The sequence below is a fragment of the Sulfitobacter sp. IGS-18 genome (assembly GCF_059628195.1).
In genome coordinates this window covers 1765754-1791152 of the sequence record NZ_CM184556.1, presented here as the reverse complement: position 1 = coordinate 1791152, position 25399 = coordinate 1765754, and the positions used below count along the sequence as shown (strand labels likewise).

At 62.2% G+C, this 25399-nt stretch carries 27 protein-coding genes and 1 tRNA gene; 12 read left to right on the top strand and 16 right to left on the bottom strand.

Annotated features, from left to right (window positions below):
- The first annotated feature begins 2 nt into the window (after positions 1-2).
- A complete protein-coding gene (locus ACWNZ3_RS08600) occupies positions 3-548 on the top strand; it encodes a sugar O-acetyltransferase (RefSeq protein ID WP_496901827.1) in 546 nt (181 codons plus the stop codon).
- Here the strand turns inward: ACWNZ3_RS08600 and ACWNZ3_RS08595 are convergent, their stop codons facing one another.
- From ACWNZ3_RS08595 to ACWNZ3_RS08580, 4 genes are all read right to left on the bottom strand, one after another.
- Positions 549-866: a DMT family transporter gene (locus ACWNZ3_RS08595; protein ID WP_269366452.1), complete on the bottom strand. Its 318-nt coding sequence runs from the start codon at positions 864-866 to the stop codon at positions 549-551.
- Positions 867-912: 46 nt separating this feature from the next.
- The gene (locus tag ACWNZ3_RS08590) at positions 913-2721 is read right to left on the bottom strand and encodes an ABC-F family ATP-binding cassette domain-containing protein (protein WP_496901826.1); all 1809 of its coding nucleotides are present in this window, start codon (positions 2719-2721) and stop codon (positions 913-915) included.
- Positions 2722-2785: 64 nt separating this feature from the next.
- The gene (locus ACWNZ3_RS08585; protein ID WP_496901825.1) at positions 2786-3508 is read right to left on the bottom strand and encodes a GNAT family N-acetyltransferase; all 723 of its coding nucleotides are present in this window, start codon (positions 3506-3508) and stop codon (positions 2786-2788) included.
- A gap of 69 nt (positions 3509-3577) precedes the next feature.
- Positions 3578-4033 (bottom strand): outer membrane protein assembly factor BamE, encoded by a 456-nt coding sequence (locus ACWNZ3_RS08580; RefSeq protein WP_269366458.1) that lies wholly within the window; start codon positions 4031-4033, stop codon positions 3578-3580.
- A 90-nt stretch (positions 4034-4123) separates the two neighbouring features.
- On the opposite strand from ACWNZ3_RS08580, the gene ACWNZ3_RS08575 reads away from it, so the two are divergent.
- From ACWNZ3_RS08575 to ACWNZ3_RS08535, 9 genes are all read left to right on the top strand, one after another.
- Positions 4124-4675: a YceD family protein gene (locus tag ACWNZ3_RS08575; RefSeq protein WP_496901824.1), complete on the top strand. Its 552-nt coding sequence runs from the start codon at positions 4124-4126 to the stop codon at positions 4673-4675.
- A gap of 218 nt (positions 4676-4893) precedes the next feature.
- Positions 4894-5100 carry a 50S ribosomal protein L32 gene (gene rpmF, locus ACWNZ3_RS08570; protein ID WP_114273517.1) on the top strand — a complete coding sequence of 69 codons (207 nt, stop codon included), beginning with the start codon at positions 4894-4896 and terminating at the stop codon, positions 5098-5100.
- 44 nt (positions 5101-5144) lie between these two features.
- Complete coding sequence (gene plsX, locus ACWNZ3_RS08565; RefSeq protein WP_496901823.1) at positions 5145-6221, top strand: phosphate acyltransferase PlsX; 1077 nt, start codon at positions 5145-5147, stop codon at positions 6219-6221.
- A complete protein-coding gene (locus ACWNZ3_RS08560) occupies positions 6218-7189 on the top strand; it encodes a beta-ketoacyl-ACP synthase III (protein ID WP_496901822.1) in 972 nt (323 codons plus the stop codon). Before plsX ends, ACWNZ3_RS08560 begins: the two co-directional genes overlap by 4 nt.
- A gap of 110 nt (positions 7190-7299) precedes the next feature.
- Positions 7300-7602, top strand: coding sequence for an integration host factor subunit alpha (gene ihfA, locus ACWNZ3_RS08555; RefSeq protein WP_114273520.1), 303 nt, complete (start codon positions 7300-7302; stop codon positions 7600-7602).
- A gap of 4 nt (positions 7603-7606) precedes the next feature.
- On the top strand, positions 7607-8779 hold the full coding sequence (locus ACWNZ3_RS08550) for a MerR family transcriptional regulator (protein WP_496901821.1): 1173 nt from the start codon (positions 7607-7609) through the stop codon (positions 8777-8779).
- 67 nt (positions 8780-8846) lie between these two features.
- Positions 8847-8923, top strand: a tRNA-Pro gene (locus tag ACWNZ3_RS08545).
- A 75-nt stretch (positions 8924-8998) separates the two neighbouring features.
- Positions 8999-10075, top strand: coding sequence for a 2'-deoxycytidine 5'-triphosphate deaminase (locus ACWNZ3_RS08540; protein WP_496901891.1), 1077 nt, complete (start codon positions 8999-9001; stop codon positions 10073-10075).
- Positions 10076-10313: 238 nt separating this feature from the next.
- Positions 10314-11036 (top strand): hypothetical protein, encoded by a 723-nt coding sequence (locus tag ACWNZ3_RS08535; protein WP_496901820.1) that lies wholly within the window; start codon positions 10314-10316, stop codon positions 11034-11036.
- A gap of 203 nt (positions 11037-11239) precedes the next feature.
- Here the strand turns inward: ACWNZ3_RS08535 and ACWNZ3_RS08530 are convergent, their stop codons facing one another.
- The 7 genes from ACWNZ3_RS08530 to ACWNZ3_RS08500 form a co-directional block, all read right to left on the bottom strand.
- Positions 11240-11500: a hypothetical protein gene (locus tag ACWNZ3_RS08530; RefSeq protein ID WP_269366468.1), complete on the bottom strand. Its 261-nt coding sequence runs from the start codon at positions 11498-11500 to the stop codon at positions 11240-11242.
- A gap of 87 nt (positions 11501-11587) precedes the next feature.
- Positions 11588-12253, bottom strand: coding sequence for an SMC-Scp complex subunit ScpB (gene scpB, locus ACWNZ3_RS08525; protein ID WP_496901890.1), 666 nt, complete (start codon positions 12251-12253; stop codon positions 11588-11590).
- Positions 12234-13031 carry a segregation and condensation protein A gene (locus tag ACWNZ3_RS08520; RefSeq protein WP_274577116.1) on the bottom strand — a complete coding sequence of 266 codons (798 nt, stop codon included), beginning with the start codon at positions 13029-13031 and terminating at the stop codon, positions 12234-12236. The genes scpB and ACWNZ3_RS08520 overlap by 20 nt, the downstream gene beginning before the upstream one ends.
- Positions 13024-14037 (bottom strand): beta-N-acetylhexosaminidase, encoded by a 1014-nt coding sequence (nagZ, locus tag ACWNZ3_RS08515; RefSeq protein WP_496901819.1) that lies wholly within the window; start codon positions 14035-14037, stop codon positions 13024-13026. The genes ACWNZ3_RS08520 and nagZ overlap by 8 nt, the downstream gene beginning before the upstream one ends.
- Before the next feature lie 65 nt (positions 14038-14102).
- Complete coding sequence (locus ACWNZ3_RS08510; protein ID WP_496901818.1) at positions 14103-15113, bottom strand: SPOR domain-containing protein; 1011 nt, start codon at positions 15111-15113, stop codon at positions 14103-14105.
- Between the two features lie 78 nt (positions 15114-15191).
- The gene (gene argS / locus ACWNZ3_RS08505; RefSeq protein WP_496901817.1) at positions 15192-16937 is read right to left on the bottom strand and encodes an arginine--tRNA ligase; all 1746 of its coding nucleotides are present in this window, start codon (positions 16935-16937) and stop codon (positions 15192-15194) included.
- An 891-nt stretch (positions 16938-17828) separates the two neighbouring features.
- Entirely contained in the window at positions 17829-19028 is a 1200-nt protein-coding gene (locus tag ACWNZ3_RS08500; protein WP_496901816.1) for a deoxyguanosinetriphosphate triphosphohydrolase, read from the bottom strand.
- 92 nt (positions 19029-19120) lie between these two features.
- Between ACWNZ3_RS08500 and ACWNZ3_RS08495 the strand changes: the two genes are divergently transcribed.
- Both ACWNZ3_RS08495 and xth read left to right on the top strand, forming a co-directional pair.
- A complete protein-coding gene (locus tag ACWNZ3_RS08495) occupies positions 19121-19444 on the top strand; it encodes a HesB/IscA family protein (RefSeq protein WP_269366480.1) in 324 nt (107 codons plus the stop codon).
- A 126-nt stretch (positions 19445-19570) separates the two neighbouring features.
- Complete coding sequence (gene xth / locus ACWNZ3_RS08490) at positions 19571-20380, top strand: exodeoxyribonuclease III (protein ID WP_496901815.1); 810 nt, start codon at positions 19571-19573, stop codon at positions 20378-20380.
- Between the two features lie 74 nt (positions 20381-20454).
- Here xth and ACWNZ3_RS08485 read toward each other — a convergent pair whose 3' ends face one another.
- Genes ACWNZ3_RS08485 through ACWNZ3_RS08465 form a run of 5 tightly spaced genes read right to left on the bottom strand, consistent with a single transcriptional unit; the run spans position 20455 to position 25394 of the window.
- Positions 20455-21129 carry an HAD family hydrolase gene (locus ACWNZ3_RS08485; protein ID WP_496901814.1) on the bottom strand — a complete coding sequence of 225 codons (675 nt, stop codon included), beginning with the start codon at positions 21127-21129 and terminating at the stop codon, positions 20455-20457.
- Positions 21126-21824, bottom strand: a complete 699-nt coding sequence (locus tag ACWNZ3_RS08480) for an acylneuraminate cytidylyltransferase family protein (RefSeq protein ID WP_269366486.1) — start codon at positions 21822-21824, stop codon at positions 21126-21128. The genes ACWNZ3_RS08485 and ACWNZ3_RS08480 overlap by 4 nt, the downstream gene beginning before the upstream one ends.
- A 7-nt stretch (positions 21825-21831) precedes the next feature.
- On the bottom strand, positions 21832-23496 hold the full coding sequence (locus tag ACWNZ3_RS08475) for an aldolase catalytic domain-containing protein (RefSeq protein ID WP_496901813.1): 1665 nt from the start codon (positions 23494-23496) through the stop codon (positions 21832-21834).
- 10 nt (positions 23497-23506) lie between these two features.
- Positions 23507-24277, bottom strand: a complete 771-nt coding sequence (locus ACWNZ3_RS08470; protein WP_496901812.1) for a hypothetical protein — start codon at positions 24275-24277, stop codon at positions 23507-23509.
- Positions 24278-24299: 22 nt separating this feature from the next.
- Positions 24300-25394, bottom strand: coding sequence for a GSCFA domain-containing protein (locus ACWNZ3_RS08465; protein WP_269366491.1), 1095 nt, complete (start codon positions 25392-25394; stop codon positions 24300-24302).
- Positions 25395-25399: the final 5 nt, after the last annotated feature.

The window sequence follows — 25399 nt, the reverse complement described above, 5'->3', positions numbered from 1 at the left end:
CAATGCGGAGCGCGCGGGAGAAGATGGCGGCGGGGGAATGGTACTCCTGCCTTGACCCGGCGCTGGATGCCCTGCGCCAGACGGCGCGGCGCGCGATCCACGCGCACAACCACCTCCCCCCAGAGCCGCGCGAGACGCTGAGCGCACCGCTGCGCGGGCTCTTTGCCGAACATGGCCCCGACTGCCTGGTCGAAGCGCCCTTCCACGCGAGTTACGGCTGTCACATCCATCTGGGCGCGCGCGTCTACATCAATGCCAATTGCACGATTCTGGACAGCGCCAGGGTGGAGATCGGGGATGACACGATGATCGGCCCCGGGGCGCAGATTCTCTGCGCCCAGCACCACAAGGATCCGGTCAAACGCGCCGCCGGTCAGGAGATTGCCCTGCCGGTCACGATTGGCCGGAACGTCTGGATCGGGGCCGGGGCAATTATCATGCCGGGGGTGACGATTGGCGATGCGGCGATTGTGGCGGCCGGTGCCGTGGTCACCCGGGATGTTACCGCAGGGCTGACCGTAGCGGGCGTGCCTGCGCGGCCACTCTGATCAGCCGCCGGAGATTTTCAGCCCGATCACGCCGCCGACGATGGCCAGCACCGAAACCGCCTTGAGCGGGGTCATCGCCTCGCCCAGCAGCAGCGTGCCCAGGGCCACGGTGCCCAGCGTGCCAAGTGCGGTCCAGACCGGATAGGCGATGGAAACCGGCAGCTGTTTCATCGCAAGGGCCAGGAACCACAGGCCGAATATGATCCCCACGATGGTCACCAGCGTCGGCGTGAGCCGGGTGAATCCATGTGACATCTTCATGCCCATTGCGAACATGACCTCGAAAACCGCCGCCAGAACAAGAAGTAGCCAAGCCATGATGTGATCCTTTCACGCCCTCGGGGCCACCGCGCTCTGGGCGCGCTCAGGCCTCTGCCTTGTCTTCCAGCAGCAGCCATTCCTCTTCCGCTGCTGACAGCTTTTCCTGACGTTCCACAAGGGCTTGCGTCGCCTTGTTGAACTTGACCGGCTCGCGGGTGAAAAGCTCTGCATCGGCCAGCAACGCCTCCAGCTTGCCGATCTCGGCCTCCAGCCGCGCGATCTCTGCGGGCAAGGCCTCAAGCCGGTGCTTTTCGGTAAAGCTCAGGCCGGATTTCTGCGCTTTGGCGGTCTTTTCCCGCACCGGGGCTTCCCTGGGTTTGACCACGCTTTGCGAAAAATCATCCTGCCCGCGCTGGGACAGATAATCGGTCCAGCCGCCGGCGTAGACCGTGGCGCGCCCGTCCCCCTCCATCGCGATGGTGGTGGCGGCGACACGGTCCAGGAAATCGCGGTCGTGGCTGACCAGAATCACCGTGCCGTCGTAGGTTTCCAGCAGTTCCTGCAACAGGTCGAGGGTTTCCACATCCAGATCGTTGGTGGGTTCGTCCAGCACCAGCAGGTTGGAGGGCCGCGCCATCAGTTTCGCCAGCAGCAGCCGCGCCTTTTCACCGCCCGAGAGCGAGCGCACCGGCGCACGGGCCTGTGCCTCGTCAAAGAGGAATTCCTTGAGGTAGCCCACCACATGTTTCGGCTGGCCGCGCACCAGCACCTGATCAGCCTTGCCGCTGACCCGCATCTCGGGATCGCCGGTCAGCGAATCCCACAGCGACATGTCGCCGTCCAGCTGTGCCCGGGCCTGATCGAACAGCGCCAGTTCCAGGTTGGTGCCCAGCGTGACCCTGCCCGCATCCGGCTGTTCCGCCCCGATCAGCATGTTCAGCAGCGTGGTCTTGCCCACCCCGTTGGGGCCCACCAGCGCAATCCGGTCACCGCGCTGCACCTTGAGGGAAAAGTCGCGCAGAATCACCTTGTCGCCAAAGTGCTTGGCGATGCCTTCCGCCTCGATCACCTTGCGGCCCGATTTGGGGCCGGCATCCAGCGCCATTGCCGCCGTGCCCTGCCGTTTGATCTGGCTGGCGCGTTCGGCCCGCAGGTCCTGCAGGGCGCGCACCCGGCCCTGGTTGCGCTTGCGCCGGGCCGAGATCCCCTCGACCGCCCAGCGGGCCTCGGCCTTGATCTTGCGGTTCAGCTTGTGGCGCTGGGTGTCTTCCTCTTCCCAGATCTGGTCGCGCCAGGCTTCGAAATCGCCAAAGCCCTTTTCCTGCCGCCGCACCTGGCCCCGGTCGATCCACAGGGTTGCCCGTGTCAGCGCGCGCAGGAAGGCGCGGTCGTGGCTGATGATGACAAAGGCGGTGCGGGTGGTCTTCAGCTCTTCTTCCAGCCAGCCGATTGCCTCGATGTCCAGATGGTTGGTGGGCTCGTCCAGCAGCATCAGTTCCGGGGCCTGCGCCATCAGCCGCGCCAGAGCCGCGCGGCGGCGTTCGCCGCCCGAAGCGGTGGCCACCGGGCGCGCCGGGTCGAACTTCAGCCCCTCGCCTGCGCGTTCCACCTTGTACATCTCGCCCGGGTCCAGCCCATGGGCGGCAAAATCGCCCAGCGTGTCGAAACCGCTCAGATCCGGATCCTGTTCCATGTAGCCCACGGAAACGCCCGGCCCCGCGGTCACATCACCGCTGTCGGCCTCGACCAGACCGGCCATGACCTTCATCAGGGTCGATTTGCCCGACCCGTTGCGCCCGACCAGCGCCACCCGGTCGCCGGGCTGCACGACCAGAGACAGGTCCTCGAATACCGGATCCCCCCCGAAGGTGAGCGATATTTCATTCAGTTGAAGAAGGGGTGCACGTGCCATGCGCCGCAGCTAGCGTCACCTTGAGGGGAAATCAACGCCCCTCCTCTTTTTGGCCAAAAATATCCTAGACCAGGGCCCGCAACAGGCGCTTGCGGGCGGCGGGAATCGCGCCGATCTCAAGCCCGGTGAAAACATGCAGCGTGTTCATCTGGCGGTCCACCACCGCATGGTCGCTGACCCAGCCGCCCATCATCAGATAGGTCCGCAGCAAGGGCGGCATGCGCAGCATCGCTTTCTTCAGGTCAGGCTTGCGCCGCAGCCGGGCGGCAAAGCGGAAGACATCCGGAGCCTTCACCCGGGGCAGCCAGCGCTTGGGGGCCAGGTGGCGGGCGCGCAGCATGGCAAAGGCGTCGAGATACTCTGCGGTTTCCGTCCCGGCAAAGGAGGAACAGCCAAACAGCAACTGCACCCCGCGCGCGTCCACAAGCTCGGTCATTGCCGCCCAGGCCAGACGCTGGATGTCGGGGTCGCGCCAGTCTGGGTGTACGCAGAAGCGCCCCAGCTCCATCATCAGGCCTTCATAGGATTGCAGCGCGCTGAGCTCGTAGAACTGCGCGGCATAGGATTGCGGCAGGTCCGCCCCCCGCAGAGTCAGCAGCCGGTAACAGCAGACCAGGGTGCCGCTGGAGGTGTCCTCGATCAGCACATGGGTGCATTGGTCGTCATAGGCATCCACATCAAGCGGTGCCTGCAGCCCGAAACAGAAGGCGCGCAGACGCTGGGCTGCCGCCAGATCGGCGGGGCCGCTGGCGCTGCGGGCGGTGTATCTTCCCTTTTTCAGATGCATCACTGGTTCATGTCCCCTATGCAACGCGGTCTGTGTCACCACCTGCCAAAGGGATATGACACCATGATGTCAGCCCGCCAGACCGGCCGGGTTAAAGCGCCCGATGTTGCCCAGAAGCTGCCGGATGAAGGATTTGTCGCTTACCGGCGAGGAGGTGACACGCTGGGTCAGCGGCACCACCTGCCCCTTTTCCAGACCGAAGCGTTCGACGTTCTGCACCACACCCTGTTCGGAGAAGCTGATCGCGACCACCTGGCGGTCGATTTCCTTTGAGGCCAGCGGGCCAAGGGTGCGGGTACGCATCCGCACGTAATAATAGCCGGAGTTGGTCAGCACACCGGAGGAGGCAGGCACGCCGATCTTTTCGGCCACGGTTTCCTTGGTATCCGCGCCGACCTGGATCTGCTGCAGGTCTTCCTCGGGGGGGACATAGCCATGGTTGCGGTACTGCGGTGAACATGCGCCCAGGGCGACGATCCCGGCAAACGCCAATGCCATCATGCCGGCTTTGTTGGTCCTGTGCATCTGTCCTGCCCTCTTGCCCTTGTTTGGTCTGGCTTTATTTCGCATACACCATGGACCCCCTCAGGTTCAAGAAACGAAAACAGGCCCCCCATGTCCCCCAAGCCCCCAAGTGACACCGCCATCCGCGTCTCGGAGCTGTCGCAGAGTGCCGAGAACGGCTTTGCCCTGCGCCCCGACAAGGCCATGCTGGAGCAGATCGCGGCCGACCTCGACCTCAGCGCGTTGCGCAAACTCAGCTTCGACGGGCGGATCAGCCCGCTGGGCCGCAGCGACTGGCAGCTGACCGGCAGGCTGGGTGCCACCGTGGTGCAGCCCTGCGTCGTCACCCTGGCCCCCGTCACCACCCGCATTGACACGGATGTGACCCGCCAGTTCGTGACTGCCTTCGAAGATCCCGAGGAGCCGGAGGCGGAAATGCCCGAGGACGACACCGTCGAACCGCTTGGCCAGTGGATTGATCCCGCCATTGTGATGCGCGAAGCGCTGGCGCTGGCGGTGCCGGATTATCCCCGGGCGGAGGGGGCGGAACCGGTGCAGATCGTCTATACCGAACCCGGTCAGGCCCCGATGACCGATGATGACGCCAAACCCTTTGCCGGGCTGGCCGGTCTGAAGGCAAAGCTGAACAAGGAAGACCCCTGAGGGCCGCAGCCGGAGTGGCCCTGAGATTGGTGCGGCGCAACCGGAAATACCTGCTTGCATCGCGACATTTTCCGGGTATTTTGCCGCCCTCACCCCAATTAAGGTTGGACAATGCAGGGCCTCTCGCCTAAAGCGGCGTCACGCCCGATGAGGGGTCGATTGAAACACGGCTGTTTGCGCCCATGATGCACAGCCCCGAACCGACAAAGGCACCAGACATGGCTGTCCAGCAGAATAAAGTTTCCAAGTCGCGCCGCAACAACCGCCGTGCGCACGATTCGCTCTCCGCTGCGAACCCGAACGAATGTTCCAACTGCGGTGAACTGAAGCGTCCCCACCACATCTGTGCCGCCTGCGGTCACTACGATGATGCAGAGGTGGTCGCCCTGACAGACGAGATCGAACTGGAAGACGACGCGGCCTGAGCCGGCGCTGCCCATTTTCAGATCATAAAAAGGCATTCGCACCCATGACGGCCCCGACCGATCATACCGCAGCGAAGGCCGGACGCACCCTGATATCCGTGGACGCCATGGGGGGTGATGAAGGCCCGGCAGCCGTTGTTGCCGGGTGTTCTCTGTCTGCAAAGCTCAATCCCGATATCGCCTTTATCCTGCACGGGGACGAGGCGCAGCTCACTGCGCTTGTCGCCAGGCGGCGCGAGCTGGAGGGCCGCTGCGAAATCAGGCATGCGACTGACGTCGTGACCATGAAGGACAAGCCGAGCCAGGTGGTACGCACCGGCAAGGATACCTCCATGTGGTCCGCGATCGAAGCTGTGCGCACGGGCGAGGCCGCCGTGGCGGTCTCCTGCGGCAATACCGGCGCGCTGATGGCGCTGTCGATGATCCGCCTCAAGAAACTGCCCGGCGTGAACCGTCCGGCCATTGCCGTGCTCTACCCCTCGTCCAATCCGCAGGGGTTCAACGTGATGCTGGATGTGGGCGCGGATGTGCGTGCCGATGCCGACGACCTGCTGCGCTTTGCCCTGATGGGCACCTCTTATGCCCGCAACGGCATGGACATCGCCCGCCCCCGTGTCGGGCTGCTGAATGTCGGCACCGAGGAACACAAGGGCCGCGCCGAGCTGAAGGAAGCCTATGATCTGATTCGCGACCAGCGCGATCAGGCCGGGTTCGAATTTGTCGGCTTCGTCGAGGGCGGCGATATCTCCGGCGATGCGGCAGATGTGATCGTGACCGACGGTTTCACCGGCAATGTCGCGATCAAGACCGGCGAAGGCACCGCCAACATGATCGGCGACCGCCTGCGCGAAGCCTTCAAATATTCGCCCCTGTCGCGGCTGGCCTCGCTGCTGGCCTATACCTCGCTGATGCGCCTGCGCCGCAGGATCGACCCGCGCCGCGTCAATGGCGGCGTGTTCCTCGGCCTCAATGGCACGGTGGTCAAATCACACGGCTCTGCGGATGCGACCGGCGTGTCGGCAGCCATCAAACTGGCGGCGCAGCTTTCCGAAAGCCGTTTCAACGACAAACTTGCCGCGCGCGTCGCCGCCACGCTGCCGACCGAAGAGACGCCCCTATGAATACCCGATCTGTTGTCATTGGCTGCGGCCACTACCTGCCTGCGCGGATTGTCGAGAATTCCGAGTTCGAAGCCACGCTGGACACCAATGACGAATGGATCAGATCGCGGTCGGGCATCGAACGCCGCCATTTCGCGGCCGAGGGGGAAACCACCTCGCAGATGGCCACAGCCGCCGCCCGGGCGGCGCTGGACGACGCAGGCCTGGGTGCGGATGACGTCGATGCCATCATCCTGGCAACCTCCACCCCCGATCTGACCTTCCCCTCCGCCGCGACCATGGTGCAGGCGCAGCTGGGCATGACAAAGGGCTTTGCCTTTGACGTACAGGCGGTCTGTGCCGGTTTCGTCTTTGCCTTGGCCAATGCCAATGCGCTGATCCTCTCGGGTCAGGCAACGCGGGTTCTGGTGATCGGGGCGGAGACCTTCAGCCGGATCATGGACTGGACCGACCGGTCGACCTGCGTGCTTTTTGGTGATGGCGCCGGTGCCGTGCTGCTTGAAGCGCAAAGTGGCGAGGGCACCGCGCAGGACCGTGGCATCCTCTCGACCGATCTGAATTCCGACGGGCGGCACCGCGACCTGCTCTATGTCGATGGCGGCACCAGCACGGGCACCGTCGGCTATCTGCGGATGCAGGGCAATCAGGTGTTCCGCCATGCGGTCGGCAAGCTGGCCGCCACCGCCACCACCGCGATGGAACGGGCCGGCGTGACCCCCGAAGACGTGGATTGGATTGTGCCGCATCAGGCCAATATCCGCATCATCCAGGGCACCGCGAACAAGCTGAACCTGCCGATGTCGCAAGTGGTGGTAACGGTCCAGGATCACGGCAACACCTCTGCGGCCTCCATCCCGCTGGCGCTCTCCGTGGGCCGCGACCGGGGCCAGATCAAGCAGGGCGACCTGCTGGTGACCGAGGCGATCGGCGGCGGCCTGGCCTGGGGCGCCGTGGTTCTCAGGTGGTAAGCACCTGTTATCGGGGCGGAAATTTCCGCCGAAACAGCGCCCTGCAAGTCATTGATATTGACTCCCTATTCCAGTGCCGCCAAAGTTGCTGAAAATACATGGGGGATTGAATGTCAAACAAGACTTTGACGCGCATGGATCTGAGCGAAGCTGTCTTTCGCGAAGTGGGTCTGTCGCGCAACGAAAGCGCGCAACTTGTCGAATCCGTATTGGAGCATATGTCCGACGCGCTGGTCGCTGGCGAACAGGTCAAGATTTCGTCTTTTGGCACCTTCTCGGTCCGTGACAAGACCGCCCGCGTCGGCCGCAATCCCAAGACCGGAGAAGAAGTGCCGATCAACCCGCGCCGTGTCCTGACCTTCCGCCCCTCCCATCTGATGAAAGACCGCGTCGCAGACGGCAACAAGTCCTGATATCATGGCCAAATCGCCCGACGCCTTCCGCACCATTTCCGAAGTGGCCGACTGGCTGGGCATACAGGCCCATGTCCTGCGGTTCTGGGAAAGCAAGTTCACGCAGGTCAAACCGATCAAGCGGGCGGGCGGACGGCGGTATTATCGCCCCGGCGACATGCAATTGCTGGGCGGCATCAAGAAGCTGCTGCATGACGACGGGCTGACCATCAAGGGCGTACAGAAGATCCTCCGCGAGGAAGGCATGAATCATGTCGCGGCGATGTCCGCACCGCTGGATGAGCTGACCGCCTCCCAGATCGACGACACGCCGGAAACTGCCGCGCCGCCGCCCCCGGCTGCAGCGGTCGAACCGGAAACAGGGGTTGTGCTCAGCTTTGAACCGGCGGCTGAGAAGAACGTGAAGAACGACCCGGAAGCAATTGAAGAAGAACAGGATTTTACCTCTGAACCCGCTGATGATGCGGGTGAAGCGGCACCATCGGCGGCCGCCAGCGCCCCGGATGCCCCGGCCGAGGATGAACAGGCCAGCGCCGCGCCGGAAGCCCCCCCTGCACCAGCGCCCGAAGCAGCGCCTGATACCCCCGCCGCTGCACCGCAAGGCGCGCCTGAGCCCGACGGGATTGAGGCCCGACCCGCCGAAGACCCCGCGCCGATCCCCGAGGCCCCGATGGCCGAGGATGTCGAGGATGCGGAAGACGAATCTGCAGCGGAGGAGCCGGTAGCGATCCGGCAGGCCGATGCCCCCGGGGCAGCACCGGAAACCGAAGCGCGGGAGCCTGAGGCACCCGCCGCCGAAGAAAGACAGGCCCTGCCCGCCTTTCTGCGCCGCCCGCTGGAGAGCACGCCGGCCGATCCCTCCGACAACCCGCCGCCACCGGCATCCGGGGAAAGCGACGCGCCCGCCGCAGAGGCCGACGGGCCGCAAGCCACCCCCGAGGCACCGGCGGAGGACACACCGCCCGCACCCAGGCCACGCGTGCTGCCGGATCTGGTGCTGACCGCAGAACAGGACTTCGATGCGATCCCGGCGGTGCTGACCACCGCCTACCGGCTGAGGTCGCTGAACCGGGACAAGCTGGACCGGATCGAACCGCTGGTGGCACGGCTGACAAAGCTGCGTGATTCGATGGCCGCCAGCAGGGGCAATGGCGGCGGCCCGCGGGCAAACGGCTGATCCCCATGTCCGGGGCGGCAATTCCCTCTTGCACGCCGGGCAAGATCAGGTATGAACCGCCTGAGTTCGGGCTATGGCGCAGCCTGGTAGCGCGTCCGTCTGGGGGACGGAAGGTCGCAGGTTCGAGTCCTGCTAGCCCGACCAAACAATCCGAACGCCCGCACCCTTTGTGGTTCGCGGGCGTTTGTTTTTGAAAGGCCCGATCCGATGAGCGATGTCATGCATGGCGCGATCCCCAACCAGCAGATCAGCGACATGATCGACGCAGGTCAGATCAGCGCGGACCTGCCGGTCATTCCGGGCCAGATCCAGCCTGCCAGCCTTGACCTGCGCCTTGGCAGCCGTGCCTTTCGCGTGCGCGCCTCCTTTCTGGCCGGTCACGGCAAGAGCGTCGCGGAGCGTCTGAGCGAATTCCAGATGCACGAGGTTGATCTGACCCCGGGTGCGGTGCTGGAAAAAGGCTGTGTCTATCTGGTGCCGCTGATGGAGGCCCTGGCGCTGCCTGACGATGTTTCCGCCGTGGCCAATGCCAAAAGCTCGACCGGGCGGCTTGATCTGCTGACCCGCACGATCACCGATGGCGGCACCGAATTCGACCGAATCGCGCCGGGCTATACCGGGCCGCTTTATGCCGAGATCTGCCCCCGCTCCTTTTCGGTGCTGGTGCGCCCCGGCATGCGCCTGAACCAGATCCGCTTTGGCCGGGGCGATGCCATGCTGGACGACGCGGCCCTGCGCGCCCTGCACGACCAGACACCGCTGGTGGATGGCAAACCGGTGATCGACGACGGGCTGGGCTTTTCCGTCGATCTGAAACTGCCCGGCACGACGCTGGTGGGCTACCGTGCCAAACCCCATACCGGGGTGATCGACCTTGATCTGATCGGCCATTATGCAGCGGCGGATTTCTGGGAAGAGGTCCACAGCACCGAAGGTCATATCATCCTCGATCCGGGCGCATTCTATATCCTGGTCAGCCGCGAGGCGGTGACCATCCCGCCGGATTATGCCGCCGAAATGGCCCCCTATCTGGCGATGGTGGGTGAATTCCGCGTGCATTACGCGGGGTTCTTCGATCCGGGGTTCGGCCATGCCGCGGCGGGCGGCAGCGGATCACGCGGCGTGCTGGAAGTCCGCTGCCATGAAGCGCCCTTTGTGCTGGAGCATGGCCAGGTGGTGGGCAGGCTGATCTATGAGCGCATGACCGAAAGGCCCACTCAGCTTTACGGGGCGGGCATCGCGTCGAACTATCAGGGACAGGGGCTGAAGCTCAGCAAACATTTCAAAGCTGCCTGACACCCCTCCAGCCCTTTGCATTTCGTGGTGCAACTCGTAGCCAAGCTCCTTGTGGGCCTGACGCTATGTCCGAAGAAGCTTCCCGAAGAAACCTTCGGGAGGCCTCCGCGCCGGAGGTCGGCTTGGCGGGACAAACCTGCCGTAAAGGTTCTGTCAATCAATGTCGGCTTCTAGTTCCTAATATATTATGGTGTAAACCATTAACTTGTCGCGATTTTTTCAAGGACTGAGTGAAAGTATGAACAAAAGGCTATTGATATTGCGCGCAGCCGAAGACGTTTGCGGTAACGAAGTGTCACTAATCAAAAGTCACTGCGAACTTCTAGAATTCAGTGTCTGTCAAGTCGATATCGGAAGTACTGACGATCTGAAGGATCAGCTCAAAAAACTTCACGATGAAGAGCTTCAATTTGACTACGTCTATCTGTGCACACACGGCAATACTGAATGCTTTCTTGCAGACACCCAAGGGAAGCAAGAAGAGATAACTTGGATCGACTTTTCCTTGGCGCTTTGTGAAAATGATACAGTCGCTAAAGATGGAATACTTCTTCTTGCTTGCTGTAAGGGCGGGTTCTACCAAGTCGCGGCCGACGTTTTTGCAGTTTGCACAGCCATCGATTTCGTTTGCGGCGTCAAATGGAGCGTGTCGCCGTGGGACCTTACAACTGGTTTTGTTGTGTTCATTCACAACATGGAAACAAAGAGAACTGAACCCAGCTACGCTGCTCAGAAAGCATCCTTGGCGACTGACTTCTCATTCGTATGCTATGACCGTGACGACGCCGAGATGAATCCTTCATACCAGAACCGCAGGTTTCAGGTGTTTTTGGATTTGGGATGGATCGATCAAAATGGCTATTGGATCGAAGAAAACCCGATAATCACCGAGAATGCAGACAATGAACAGTTCCGGAAATCGACGAGCGAAGAAGCTGCGGTGACTGAGCATGCTGATTGAACCTATCCGGTCTTAACCCAAAACTGCCATTCGAACGAAGTGCAGCAGTTGTCACGTTGGACTTGGAGCGGACATTGCGCTCCGAGCCCTTAGCCCCATTTGCACCACGAAATGCAAAGGGTTGGGACACCCCTGCTCTTTTTGGCAAGAAAATATCCCTGCGCAGCGCCTGCCGCGCAAGACACCCTCGCCGGAAAAACGCCTCAGAACTTCGAGAAGCGGCGCATCGCCTTCATGGATTGCTTGGCATGGCCGGTATTCTGGCGCGCCTGACGCCGGGCGCGCCGCTCTGCGCGTTCCTCGGGCGTCAGCTGGCGCTGCTGCACCGGGTTGCCATCCGCGTCCACTTCGGGCTGATTGCGGCGCTTGCCGATCTTCGACGCCTGGTCGAATCCGGCGTTCACGCCGCGCCGCACCAGCTGATGCATGACCTGGCGGATAATCATGTTGATAATTTGGTTCATTGACTGACCCCTTTTTACCTCCCCCCCTATATAGCACGTATTGCGGCAATTTTCAGGCTGATCGGACCAGAAATCCCGCCATCGGCATCAATCCTCGAAAAGCTCGCTCTGGCCCTCGGTGCTCTCTTCCTCGTCCTCGCCCTCGCCCATCAGCGGCAGGGTGCCGGGGGGTGGCCGGTTTTCCAGCAGACCGGCAGCGCGCAATTCCTTCAATCCCGGCAGATCGCGGGCGTTTTCCAGCCCGAAATGATCCAGGAAACCTTCGGTCACCACAAAGGTCACCGGGCGGCCCGGTGTCATCTTGCGGCGGCCAAAGCGGATCCATTCCAGTTCCAGCAATTGATCCACCGTGCCCCGGCTGACCGAGACGCCGCGGATCTCCTCGATCTCGGCGCGGGTGACGGGCTGGTGATAGGCGATGATCGCCAGTGTTTCGATGGCGGCACGGCTCAGCTTGCGGACCTCGACGGTTTCCTTCTGCATCAGAAAGCCCAGATCAGCCGCTGTGCGCATCGCATAGCCATCCCCGACCTTGGAGACCTGCACGCCGCGCCCGTCGTAACGGCGGCGCAGGTGCACCATGGCCTCGCCGGCGTCGCAGCCATGCGGCAGCCGCGCCTCCAGCTCCTTGAGGGTGATCGGCTCGGAGGTGGCGAAAAGCACCGCCTCGATCATCCGTTCCTGTTCGGCCATCGGCGGGGCCTCGAACAGGCTTTCTTCTTTCTCTTCAATATCATCCGCCACGCGGCACATCCCTTTTTCGCAGCTGGATCGGGGCAAAGACCTCCGATTGCCGGATCTCCAGATGGCCCTCTTTTACCAGTTCGAGAGAGGCGGCAAAGGTCGATGCCGTGGCAGAGCGGCGGCGCACCGGGTCGCTTTCCCAGCCTTCGGGCAGATAGCTCATCAAGTCGCCCCATTCCCCGGCATAGCCGATCAGGCCGCGCATCCGTTCCAGCGCCTGTTCCATGGTGAATACCGCGTCCCGGTCCATGACAAAGGGGCGGAATTCGTCGCGGGTGCGGATCCGGGCATAGCCCTGCATCAGGTCCAGCAGGGTGGCGGTATAGGTCACCCGGCGCACCCGGCGGATTTCATGGGTCTGGCCCCGCGCGAAGAAATCGCGCCCCAGCTGGTCGCGCGCCATCAGCCGCGCGGCGGCGTCGCGCATCGCCTGCAACCGCTCCAGCTGAAACGCCAGATGCGCGGCCAGTTCCTCGCCCGAGGGGCCCTCTTCCGTGGGATCCGGCGGCAGCAACAGGCGGGATTTCAGAAAGGCGAGCCAGGCCGCCATCACCAGATAATCGGCGGCCAGTTCCAGCCGCAGGGCCTTGGCCTTGTCCACAAAGGCCAGGTATTGCCGCGCCAGTTGCAGCACCGACACCTTGCGCAGATCGACTTTCTGGGTGCGGCTGAGGGTCAGCAGCAGGTCCAGCGGCCCCTCAAACCCATCCACATCGACAATCAGCGCTTCGGCGGCGCGCCTTTCGGCAACCGAAACAATATCTTCCTCGAATGTGGATTCAGCCATGCCCCGTCCCGCCCAAAAGCGCTTCAAGTTCGCTTTCCAGTGCGGGAATGTCAACGTCGTCGGGGCGTTTGCGCATCGACAGGGCACGCTCCGCGCGGGTCTGGGCGGCTTTTGTCATCTCGCCTGCCGCCTCGGCCACCGCGATCCGGTCCGCCAGCGGCTGGTTGCAGTAGAGCGCCACATCGCAGCCCGCCGCCAATGCGGCGCGGGTGCTTTCCACATGGCTGCCCGCCAGCGCCTTCATCGACAGGTCGTCGGTCATGATCAGATTGTCAAAGCCGATCTCCTCGCGGATCAGGCGCATCACCGGGGCCGAACAGGTCGCGGGTGCAGGATCAATCGCGTCATAGACCAGATGGGCGGTCATCCCCATCGGCAGGTCGTTCAGCGCCTTGAAGGGGGCAAAATCCACCGCTGTCAGATCCGCATGGGCGGCATCGACGCGGGGCAGGTCAAAATGGCTGTCCATCGTGGCGCGGCCATGGCCGGGGATATGTTTGACCACCGGCAGCACCCCGCCGTCCAGCATCCCCTGCCCTGCGGCGCGGCCCAGGGTGGCGACGCGAGCAGGCTCGCTGCCATAGCAGCGGTTGCGCAGGAACTGGTGGGTCTGGTGGCCCGCCACATCGACCATCGGCGCGCAATTGCTGTCGATGCCAAGCGCCGCAAGCTCATCCGCGATGATGCGGTGGCGCAGATACATCGCCCGTTCCGCCCCGCGCCCGGCCAGGGCCACGAAATCGAGCGGCGGCAGCCATTCGCGCCAGTGCGGCGCGCGCAGGCGTTGCACGCGTCCGCCTTCCTGATCAATGGTGATGACCGCCTCATGCCCCGCCGCCTCGCGCAATTCATCGCAGAGCGCGCGGACCTGATCCGGCGTGTCGATGTTGCGGGCAAAGAGGATAAAGCCAAAGGGCCGCGTGTCGCGGAAAAACGCCTTTTCCTCCGCAGAGAGGGTCAGCCCGTCCGCATCGAGGATGGTCGCCCCAAAGGGGCGCGTTGACATTTCCCCAAAGGGGCGCGCTGACGTTTCCTCGACGGGGCGCGCTGACGTTTCCCCAAAGGGGGGCATCAGCGTGTTACCACGGGAATGCAATCGGCATTCTCTGCCACCAGCGCCGAACAGAAGCGGCGCGCATCGGCGATGTCTTCAAAGCCCATGGCGCGCAGGCGGTAGAACACCCGCCCCCCGCTGGAGGCCTTTTGCACCACCCGTTTCTTGTCACCCAGATAGGCGCTGAACCGGTTCTGCAGCTGATCCCATTGTTCGCGCGCCACTTCGGCGCTGTCGAAGGCGCCCAGTTGCGCCAGCCGGGTGCCTGCGGGCAGATTGGCGGCATCCACTTCTTCCGACGCGGTATCGGCGCTTTGTGTGGTCAGCGCCGCCGGGGTGACAACGGCGCGGGTGGCGGGGCGCCGCTTGGGGCGCAGGGAATGGCGCACGCCGGGCCCGTCGATCACGCTGGCAAGGCGTTCTTCGGATTCGACAACCTCGGCCACCACGTCCTGGGTGACCTCGGCCACGATGGCATCGGTTTCATCCTCGATCCCGGTCAGCGGGGCGACACCATCTGTCAGCTTGGCCACCAGATCATCCACCTCCCCGCTCGCAAGGGCGCTTGCCACCTCATCGGCCGAAACCTGCGCGGCAGGTGCGGCGGCGGCGGGCGCTTGCTGCTGTGGCGCATCTGTCACCATGGCCGCCTGAACCACCTGATCCTCATCGGACAGATCGACCGGTCTGGGGGCCAGACGCAGCTGATCGGCGGGCCGGCCGGCGCTGCCTTCGGCGGCGATCACATTGACGGACAATCCCTGATGATCGGCCAGTTCGCCGCCCGGATCTTCGGGGCGGATGCGCATTTCGCCGCTGGCCGCCCGGACCACGGGAATGCCGCTGACGTCGCGGACCAGCAGTTTGTACCCCCAGACCCCGATCCCCGCAATCAGCGCCAGCGACACCATGGCACCTGCCAGATTTGTCAGCTTTTTCAAGCTTCTGGCGGTGGATGTCAGGCCGGAATCGGCTGCGGATTCAAAGGAGTAATCCCCCGCCATGGGGGAAGAGGTGAATTCTGCCATTTTTGCCTCACTGCCCGCGAGATACATCGCCGCGCGGGTCTGGATATGGGGTTGCCTGTCAGCGCCGTTGCTCGTGCGTTATCGCATCTCTTGCGCCGGAGTGACCCCAAGAATACCAAGACCTGCCGCAATTACAATCGCCGCGGACCGCGCGAGCGCAATTTTTGCCATCGTGGCCTTCGGGTTGTCCTCCTGCAGGAAGCGGAGCGAAGGCACCTCGTTGCCCCGGTTCCACAATCCGTGGAATTCTCCGGCCAGTTCGTAGAGATAAAAGGCCACCCGATGCGGCTCATTGGTCCGGGCGGCAATTTCCACCAACCGGGGCCATTCACCGATCTTGCGCAGCAGCGCAATCTCCGCCTCGTGATCCAGAAGCGTCAGATCCGCCTGTGCCAGCGCCGCATCGTCGAGCGTCATGCCGGCCTCTGCCGCCTTGCGCAGCACGGAGGACACCCGCGCATGGGCATATTGCACATAGAACACCGGGTTCTCGCGCGATTGCTCAAGCACCTTGTCGAAATCGAAATCCAGCATCGCATCGTTCTTGCGGGTCAGCATGACGAAACGGGTCACATCCGGCCCCACCTGATCCACCACGTCGCGCAGGGTCACAAAGGTCCCTGCCCGTTTCGACATCTTGAACGGCTCGCCGTTCTTGAACAGTTTCACCAGCTGGGTCAGCTTGATATCGAGCGGCACCTTGCCCCCCGACAGCGCCGAAACTGCCGCTTTCATCCGTTTGACATAGCCGCCGTGATCGGCGCCGAAGACATCGATCAACAGGTCGAACCCGCGCTGCACCTTGTCATAGTGATAGGCGATGTCGGGCGCGAAATAGGTCCAGCCGCCATCGGATTTCATCACCGGACGGTCCACGTCGTCGCCATGTTCGGTGGATCTGAACAGGGTCTGCTCGCGCGGTTCCCAATCTTCGGGCTTCTTGCCCTTGGGCGGCTCCAGCACGCCCTCATAGATCAGGCCCTTGCCCTTGAGGTCTTCCAGCGCCGCTTCGATCCGGCCGGTGCCGTAAAGCGACTTTTCCGAATAGAAGACATCCATCTCGACGCCCAGCGACTTCAGGTCGGCGCGAATGAGATCCATCATCGCATCGGTGGCAAAGTTGCGCACGTCTTCCAGCCAGAATTGCTCGCCCTTGTCGAGATAGGCATCGCCCACCTTGGCCTTCAGCGCCTCGCCCACCGCGATCAGGTAATCACCGGGATAGGTGCCGTCCGGAAAGGCGACCTCCTGGCCATGCGCTTCGAGGTAGCGCAGGTAGACCGAGCGCGCCAGCACATCGACCTGCGCGCCGCCGTCGTTGATGTAATATTCACGGGTCACGTCAAAGCCTGCGAAATCCAGCAGGCTGGCCAGCGCATCGCCAAAGACCGCACCCCGGGTATGGCCCACATGCAGCGGCCCGGTGGGGTTGGCGGAAACATATTCCACATTCACCCTGCGCCCCGCGCCAAGGCTGCCGCGCCCGAAATCGGTGCCCTCTGCCAGCACCGCGCCCGCGATGCCCTGCCAGACGGAGGGCGCAAGCCGCAGGTTCAGGAACCCCGGCCCCGCCACCTCTGCCGAGGTGATGCGCGGATCATCGGTCAGCTTCGCGGCCAGCGCATCGGCAATGTCGCGCGGTTTCATCGCGGCGGGCTTTGCCAGCACCATCGCGGCATTGGTCGCCATGTCGCCATGCGCGGGGTCGCGCGGCGGTTCCGCCGTAATCGGGTCGGTGTTCAGCCCCTGTGGCAACACGCCATCGGCGACCAATTGGTCAAGGCAGGTCAGGATCACATCGCGGATGTCGGCAAATAGGTTCATTGGAAAGTTCCTTCGTCTCAGGCTCGTCTATCATCTTGCCGGGGACAGTCAATCGGGACGGGCCGCGCGGGGCGGATGCCGGGCGATCCTGACCCGGCCATCAAGCCGTTCCACCGCAAGCCGGACCTTGGACGCGACGGGTATTGAGGTCCGTTGCGCGAACTTTGCTGCCATTCGCAACGAAACGTCGAGCCGCGCATTGACAGGCTGTGGTGCGGCGATCCGACCTCACTGACAGGCACTTTATGGCAGCCAAGCACTTCCAAGCTACCGGTGGAACACAACAGCAGCCAAATCGCCGTGCCAGGGGCCGGCCCGTCATGTCGGAGACATGCCAGATTGCTGACAAACCCAAAAACGGCTGCCGCCGGAGGTAAATCGTTCTTCTGCGCTCAGCGTTACGTTTTTGAACGAAGGGCCGCGCCCGAGCCTGGGAGGGCGCATTGAGACGCGCATTCGGAGCGCCTCCCTTACAAATATCAATGTTGTCAGTGTGATACGAGAAGTCACCAAAAGCGCCCTCCCGTTTTGCCGGAGGCAAACCTTCGGTTTGACGGGAGGGTCGGGCGCGGCCCGGGCTGACACCCGGGCCAAGGCTTGTGGCTGGCGTCGTGGAAGAACGATTTCGTTGTTTCGGGGGGAACGGGTGCAGGAACGTGCTTTTTCAGCAGCCTCACATGTCGCAGACATGCCTCTGGCTTGATGCGCTGCGTCCTTCGGCCTTGTCCCGCGCGAGGGCTTAGTGGAAAGGGCTCTCAGCCAACCTCCACTCCGTTGAGCCGGATCAGCGTAGTCACGCTAAAGCCGGGTTTGCCTGGCATCTGACAGCCCGGCGCCCCCCGCGCCGTCACATCCCGTTGAAGCGGACCAACCGCGCGGCGCGGCAGGCGCTCAGGAGGTGCCGATCAGCCGCGCGTGTTCCTGCAGGGCGAAACGGTCAGTCATGCCGGCAATATAATCCGACACCATGCGCGCCAGCGTGGTCCGGTCCTGCGCCGCCTCCTCGATTTGGCGCGCCCAATGGCGCGGCATCAGGTCGGGCTGTGCCAGAAACAGCGGAAACAGCTCCTCCACCACCTTGGTGACTCGGGCCCGCTCTGCCATCACCTGGGGCGCGCGGTACATGCGCGCAAAGAGGAAATCGCGGATCTGGCGCAGATCCTGCCACATCGCGGGTGAAAAGCGGATCACCGGACGGCCCAGATGGCGGATCTCTGCGGGGCTTTGCGCCCCCGACCCTTCCAGCAGCGCCCGTGACGTGTCGATCACATCTGCAACCATCACCCCGAACACCCGCCGCAGCGCCTCGTGCCGCCGCCGGTAACTGTCAGTCTCGGGATAAAGCCTGTCCACCTGCGCATAGGCCGGCCCGACCAGCGGCAGTTCGGCAATCTCATCCTCGGTGAACAGCCCCGCGCGCAGCCCGTCATGCAGATCGTGGTTGTTATAGGCGATGTCATCGGAAAGCGCCGCCACCTGTGCCTCGGCACTGGCGTGGGTATGAAGCTCAAGGTCATGCTGGGCGTCATATTCCGCCAGCGCATAGGGCAGTTCGCCCACAACCTGGTCATCGCCCCGCAGGGGCGTCACAGGACCATCGCCCCGCAGGGGCGTCACAGGGCCATTATGCTTGGCAATGCCTTCCAGCGTGTCCCAGGTCAGGTTCAGCCCGTCGAATTCGGCATAATGGCGTTCCAGCCGGGTCACGATGCGGATCGCCTGGGCGTTGTGATCAAACCCGCCATAGGGGGCCATCAGCGCATGCAGCGCATCCTCTCCGGTATGGCCAAAGGGCGTGTGGCCCAGATCATGCGCCAGCGCCACCGCCTCGGTCAGCTCGCCATTCAGCCCCAGCGCCCCGGCGATGGTGCGCGCCACCTGCGCCACCTCGATCGAATGGGTCAGCCGGGTGCGATAATAATCACCCTCATGTTCCACAAAAACCTGGGTCTTGTGCTTGAGCCTGCGAAAGGCGCTGGCATGAATGATCCTGTCCCGGTCCCGCTGATAGCAGGAACGAAACGTGCTTTCCTCCTCCGCCACACGCCGTCCCCGGGCGCGCGTCGGATCAGAGGCATAGGGCGCGTGCATCTGGCCGGTCCTTGTAGCCTGTCCTGCGGACTTCTATATTGCAAGCAACCGGGGATGAAAACCGGCCCAGCATTGCAGAACGGAGACGCGCCATGAACCTGCCGCCCAAAGTCACCTCCCGCGCCTTTGAACGCCTGGCCGAGATCGGCGCAGGCGATCAGGGCAAGGCATTGCGCGTCGCGGTCGAAGGTGGCGGTTGCTCCGGCTTTCAATATGACATCGCACTGGATGACCCCAGGGAAGATGACCTGATCCTGGAAGGATCGGGGCAAAAGGTGGTGGTGGACAGCATCTCGCTGCCCTTCCTTGCCAATGCGGTGATTGATTTTTCCGAAGAGCTGATCGGCGCGCGCTTCGTGATCGAGAACCCGAATGCCACCTCCGCCTGCGGCTGCGGCACCTCCTTCTCGATGTAGGATCGGCGGGTCCTGAGCCCCGGATCCGGCCCCCGGCCTGCGCGCCCTTGCCAGATCGCCGCCCCTGCCCCTTGCCCCGCTGCCCCAGATCGGCGATAGCTCCCTCAGCCTGCAGGGAGTGAGATGATGAAAATTGCCACCTTCAACATCAACGGCATAAAGGCCCGTGCCGAGGCGCTGCCCGCCTGGCTGGACGAGGCGCAGCCCGATGTGGTGCTTTTGCAAGAGATCAAGTCGGTGGACGAGGCCTTTCCCCGCGAAATCTTCGAGGAGCGCGGCTATAACGTCGAAACCCACGGCCAGAAATCCTTCAACGGCGTGGCGATCCTTTCAAAACTCCCGCTGGAAGATGTGACCCGCGGGTTGCCCGGCGATGCGGCAGACGAACAGGCCCGCTATATCGAGGCCACGATTGTCGGCGAAAACGCTGCACTGCGCCTCTGCGGGCTCTACCTGCCCAACGGCAACCCGGTAGAGCTGGACGCAAATGGCGCGCCGGTCGCGGGGGGCAAATTCGCCTATAAACTGGGCTGGATGGACCGGCTGCGCGCCCGCGCCGAATGCCTGCTGGCCGAGGAAACGCCCTTTCTGATGGCGGGCGATTACAACATCATCCCCCAGGCCGAGGATGCGGCAAAACCGGAAAGCTGGCGCGACGATGCGCTGTTCCGCCCCGAGTCCCGCGAAAAGTGGCGCAGGCTGCTGAACCTGGGCCTGACCGAGGCCTTCCGCGCCCGCACCCAGGGCCCCGGCCACTACAGTTTCTGGGATTACCAGGCCGGCGCCTGGAACCGCAACAACGGCATCCGGATCGACCATTTCCTGCTGTCTCCCGCCTGCGCCGACCTGCTGCGCGACTGCCAGATCGACCGCGACATCCGCGGCCGCGACAAACCTTCGGACCACGTCCCGGTCTGGGTGGACCTGGATCTGTAAGGGGATTTGGGGGGCGAGATGGCGGAGCGTATCCGCCGTTAGACTGCGGTAACCAAAGCGGTCACCGCAATCCCTCAACTGGCAAGATCGCCAACACCGGCAATTGTGATGATGTCATTTTGCTCAACGTAGGCCGACCAGTCGGCCAGGTCGGTCCAGCCGTGGACGAAGATGAAATCCAGCCCTGCGGCAGAGGCCGCCTCGTGGTCGAGACGGCTGTCACCCAGGAAAAGCGCCGGCCCGGAGATATTGCCGACCGAAAGCTCGCGGTCCAGGATCATGCTCTTGGTGTCCGGGCTTCCGAATATTCCGCCGTCGAACAGATCGGAAATGCCACGCGCCGCGAAAACTTCGCGCAGCTCGTTCTGGTCGCCTCCGGACACGATCAGCCAGTTGGCACCCCGGGTTTTACTCCGCAACTGCTCCAGGCCTGTGGCGATCCCGCAGTTCATCAGCCCGTCTCGAACGGTCTCTGCATAGATCTGGAGCAGTGCCTCGTGATCCGGGCCGTCACGCCCCGGGACAGCACCTGCCCCATGTTCGGGCACGATCCGTTCGAGGAAATGCGCGAATTTGACGTATCGTGATATCCCGCCATTCGCCACATGATACGCGACCAGCGCATCAGCCGCCGCCGCGCCATAAGGCATTGCCGCGCTGCGAAAAGCAGCAGTCTTGACCTGGTTGGAATCAAGAACCACGCCGTCGCAATCGAACACCAGCGTACCGTAGTGTGACAGGTTTGTCATACGGACGCGATTCCTTGCAGAACCATGCTTTCAGCAATCTGGAAATCTACCGGCCAGTCGATATCCATACCTTCGATCTTGTCCATGCCGTAGATGAAGGGGTTACGGCCTATCCGGTCATCCTCGTCCCGGTAGATCGAAGCCGGCGCCAGAAATGCCGCGCTGTTGATTTCGTACAAGGTCGGCAGAGTTTGTGTCCGCGGCCATTTCTCAATGTTGCGGTCGTAATTGACCGGGCCATCTTCGTTCCAGATGAAACCATGGATCACAGATGTGGTCATCAGTGAATCATGACCCTCGTCGAGAGCCTCCCGATACCGGGCGACAATGGAATCATAAGATGCAGCACTGACAAAGGGTGAGGTCACATGGGTCCACATGATATCGCCATCACCGATCAGTTCCAGCGCATGTGCGACCAGGTCATCGGTGCTGGTCTGGCTTGAAGACAATTCTTCGCAACGTTTGTGAAGAACGATCTTGTCAGAACCGAGGGTCGCGGCGTAGTCGAGAATTTCCTCATCATTGGTGGAAAGATAAATCTTTCCAATCCCCTTGGCTCCGATCAACTGTCGTAGCTTGACCTCGATCAGCCCGTTCGCAAACCCCGCGAAAGGCTTGATGTTTTTGCGCGGAACCCGCTCGCTGCCCTTTCGGCACGGCAAGAAACAATTGACCGGACTTGTTGAGCTCATGGCGGACCTATTCCAAGTAGCCATAAAGGCTGGCGGTAGCGATGGCATGGCGCGTGGGCGTCAATGAAAGCATCACATCTGAGGTATGGCCCTTGTATGCCGACAGGATTTCCGCCGTTTCCTCGTTGCGGCGGTCGCCCGCCGGGTATCCGTCGAACCCTGCCATCAAGATCCTCTTGGCACCGCCGCTGGTTGCGATGGCAAGGGAATAGGCCAGCACGAGCGGTGCGGGCACCTCGCAATGCGTGTCATGGAAATTGAAACGTCCCGGAGAAACCGCAAGCCCGAAATCCAGCACTTCCTTGTCTTGCAGATTTTTCCGCAGATCCTCGGGCAGCATTGAAAAGGGTGTGATCAGCGGTTGCGGCAGGCTTGTATGCAACTCGCAATCGGCCATCAGGCGCACCGGGTGGCAGGCGACACGCAGGTCGATCAGACCGGGATCAATGGCTGACTGAGTATTGAGCGACAAAACCAGCGGCTGCGTGCGTCGGATGTAATCCTCCAGCGCTGCGCGGTGTTCGGCAACGCCCGGCCCCGTGCCAAGAATGAGAACGTCCCGGCCGTCCATGATCTCTTTGGGCGACCAGGAACCCTGAGCCTCGCCCCGGTAAAAGGTGCGCGCACCGTTCAGCCGCTCCGAGCTGAATTTCGAGCCTCCCTCTTGGCGAAGGAAGTCGATCACGGCCAGGATGTCTTCCTCGCTGTAGCGGGCATCACCCATCATTTCCTGAATGTAGGTAGGATGAATCCCGTAATGCCCGGAGAGATAATAGTAGGGATTTGTGCCCCAGCCGTAATGAGTCTTCATAGGCTGGAATGTTTTGCGGATGATATTCATCAGCGGCACGAGATTTGCAGGTCGCCCACGAAGCGCCTCGGCCTCGATCACGAGTTCCTCGGTACGCGCATTGCCCGGTCCGCGGCCCATGCCGGTCACGGTTGCGTCAAGCCATGTCGCACCATCCGCGGCAGCGCGCAATGTGTTTGCCAGCGCACGGCCCATGTTGTCATGCGTATGAACCCCGATGGGGCCGTCCCACTCCTTGCGCATCCATCCGATGATGCGACCGACGTCATCCGGGGACATGCTACCCATGCTGTCGGCGAAATAGAGCGCCTCGATCGGCCATTCCTTGGAGGTGCGGGCATAGTGTCGCACTTCCTCCTCGGAGCGTTCGGTGATCTGCATCAGGTTGAAACCGACCCTGTATCCGCGCTCTGTCAACCAGCCGACAGCCGGAAGCACCTGTTCGAATTCGCGGAAGTGGCAGGCGAACCGCACCAGGCTGACCGGTGTGGTATCCGCTCGCTCCGGGAACAGACGTTCGAGCGTGGGCACCAGACCAAGATCGGTCAGCAGGTCCCCGCCGTTCAGCATCACGCCGACTTCAAGCCCCTCGGGAATTGTGAGGGAGCGAATGAAATCATCCGTGGCAAAGGCGCAGGGCCCTTTGAATCCGGAGTTCTTGAGAAACCGAAATCCCAGCTCCACGATATCCACCTGAGCGGCTTTCATCGCCTCAAGATAACTGTTGATCAGGGGTGTGGAAAAATCCCAATCGTTGTAATAACCGCCGTCTCGAAATGTGCAGTCTAAAATCTTAATGTCCGACATCTGGACCTCTTTAGTTACTGAAAGTCGCTTATCGTCTATCGCTGTTCGCTGCAACCGACAGCTGTCAGCCGACCGCGCGTTCTGCCGGACGGTCCGCTTCCAGCAGCGTCAGCAGATCGGCAAGAACGATGTCGCCGTATTTGCTGTTCATATGCACGAAATCATCCTCGGGATGCGGCTTGCCTGCCTCCATCTTGACCGAATTGGTGTTGTAATCGAAATCGGTCGTGACGCGGTTGCCAGCAAGGGTCGCGTCGCTTTGTCTGTAGAATGAGATATTGCGCTCGTCACACCACTTCGCGCAATGGGCATACAAAGCGTCCAAAACCCTTCGCAGAAGAACAGAGTCCTTGAATTTGCCGAGATACTCTGGATTCTCCGCCACCAGCGGATCCGGGGTGAAGACGAACTTCTTCGCAGGCGCGGCATCTGTCACAACCTGCATCAAGGCGCGCCCCAACCGCCGCTCCCACCATTCAGATATCTGTTCCGCCAAAACCGCATCAACGAAGGACTTTGACCGCCCTTCTATCGTTTTGAGGCGGTTCGTGATCTGGGCGGCAAAGTTGGAAAGCGTGACTGACATGCCATAGAAAACCACGACGTCAAAATCGGAAAGAGGGAGGTGGCCGTAGCGACCGGAAGAAATAATCTTGGAACGCTCGGGCGCCGGTGAAACCAACTGACCATCTGAATATTCAATCTTGCCAAAGAGGGTGCCCGCAGCCCCCCAATACACGACATCAAAACCGGCTTCGGCAAAGTTCTTCATTCCGGTTTCCGATTGGGCCAGCGCACCCAGGTGGCTGTTACCGATAATACACATCTTGGGCATTCTGTGGAATTCTCCGGGCAAGTCAGTTAGGTGCGAAAGCTGCGAGGATCTCTTCCTCGCACTTGATGTCGTCGACGTCGGCCTCTGCCTCAAGCGCCGTCTCGACAGGTGCTGTCTTTTCGGCAGGCGCAGGCTGCGAAACATCGGCGGATGCGCTGTCTGTCGCGCTGTCCGAGATACCGGCGATGAAATGGCTCATAACGAAATCCACGCCCCTGCCCGAAACGGTGCGCATATTCGGATCGTAGAACATGCCGCGAAAACTCGGTGCCGTAATAATCTCGTAGGAGGGAAAATAATCTACCGAGTCCCAAGTGTCCGACACGGCACCCGCCACCGCACGCAAAACGGATTTGGAGTATGTTGTCGAAACCACCACGTGCTTGCCTGATGCTGTCGCGGTAAGCGGGACTGGTGAAACGGTGAGCAGAATGCGAACATCTGGGTTAACGTCCCGCAGCAATGTCAGGGCCTCTTGCAGATGGCCATGCACATCCGCGTAGCTGTAATTCCGGAAGACATGTGCTTGCGGATCGAAGGTGCCCGCGTTGGTGCCAGGGCAGGTTGCATAGGTATAGCCGTGCTGGGCGTTTTCCCAACTTTCCGTAAGGCCGAGGGTGAAGACGAACAGATCAGATTCTGTCAGAGCGCGACGGAAAGCGCTCAGGGTCTGCGCCCGAGAGGCGTGCATTTCTTCGGGAGATGCGAAACCACCGGGTTCGATCGCAGGACGGAAAGGATCGTAATAGCGGCCGTTCCGCTCCCATACTTCTTCGGGCGCTGTCTCATGGCCCAATGACCATTTAACCCATTGCAACAGTGCTTTGGCCGAATAGATGTTGCCGGTTCGAGCCGAGAACACACCATAGTTGAAGCGGCTATTCAACTTGTCGGAGACGAAACTGGCGCCGGGTTCGCAATCCAGCCAGGAGAAGCCATTGCGTCGCAGGGCGCGGCTGATGTGTTGTGCAAAACACGAGCCAAAGGTCACGACACTGTCTGTGGGCAAAAGCGCATGCTTCGGCGACCACAGATCGGATGTTTCAAGAGGATTGCGCTCGGAAACGGCGCTGCGCCAAAATGCTGGCGCTGGAAGATCGCTATAAGGATGGGACATCTGAA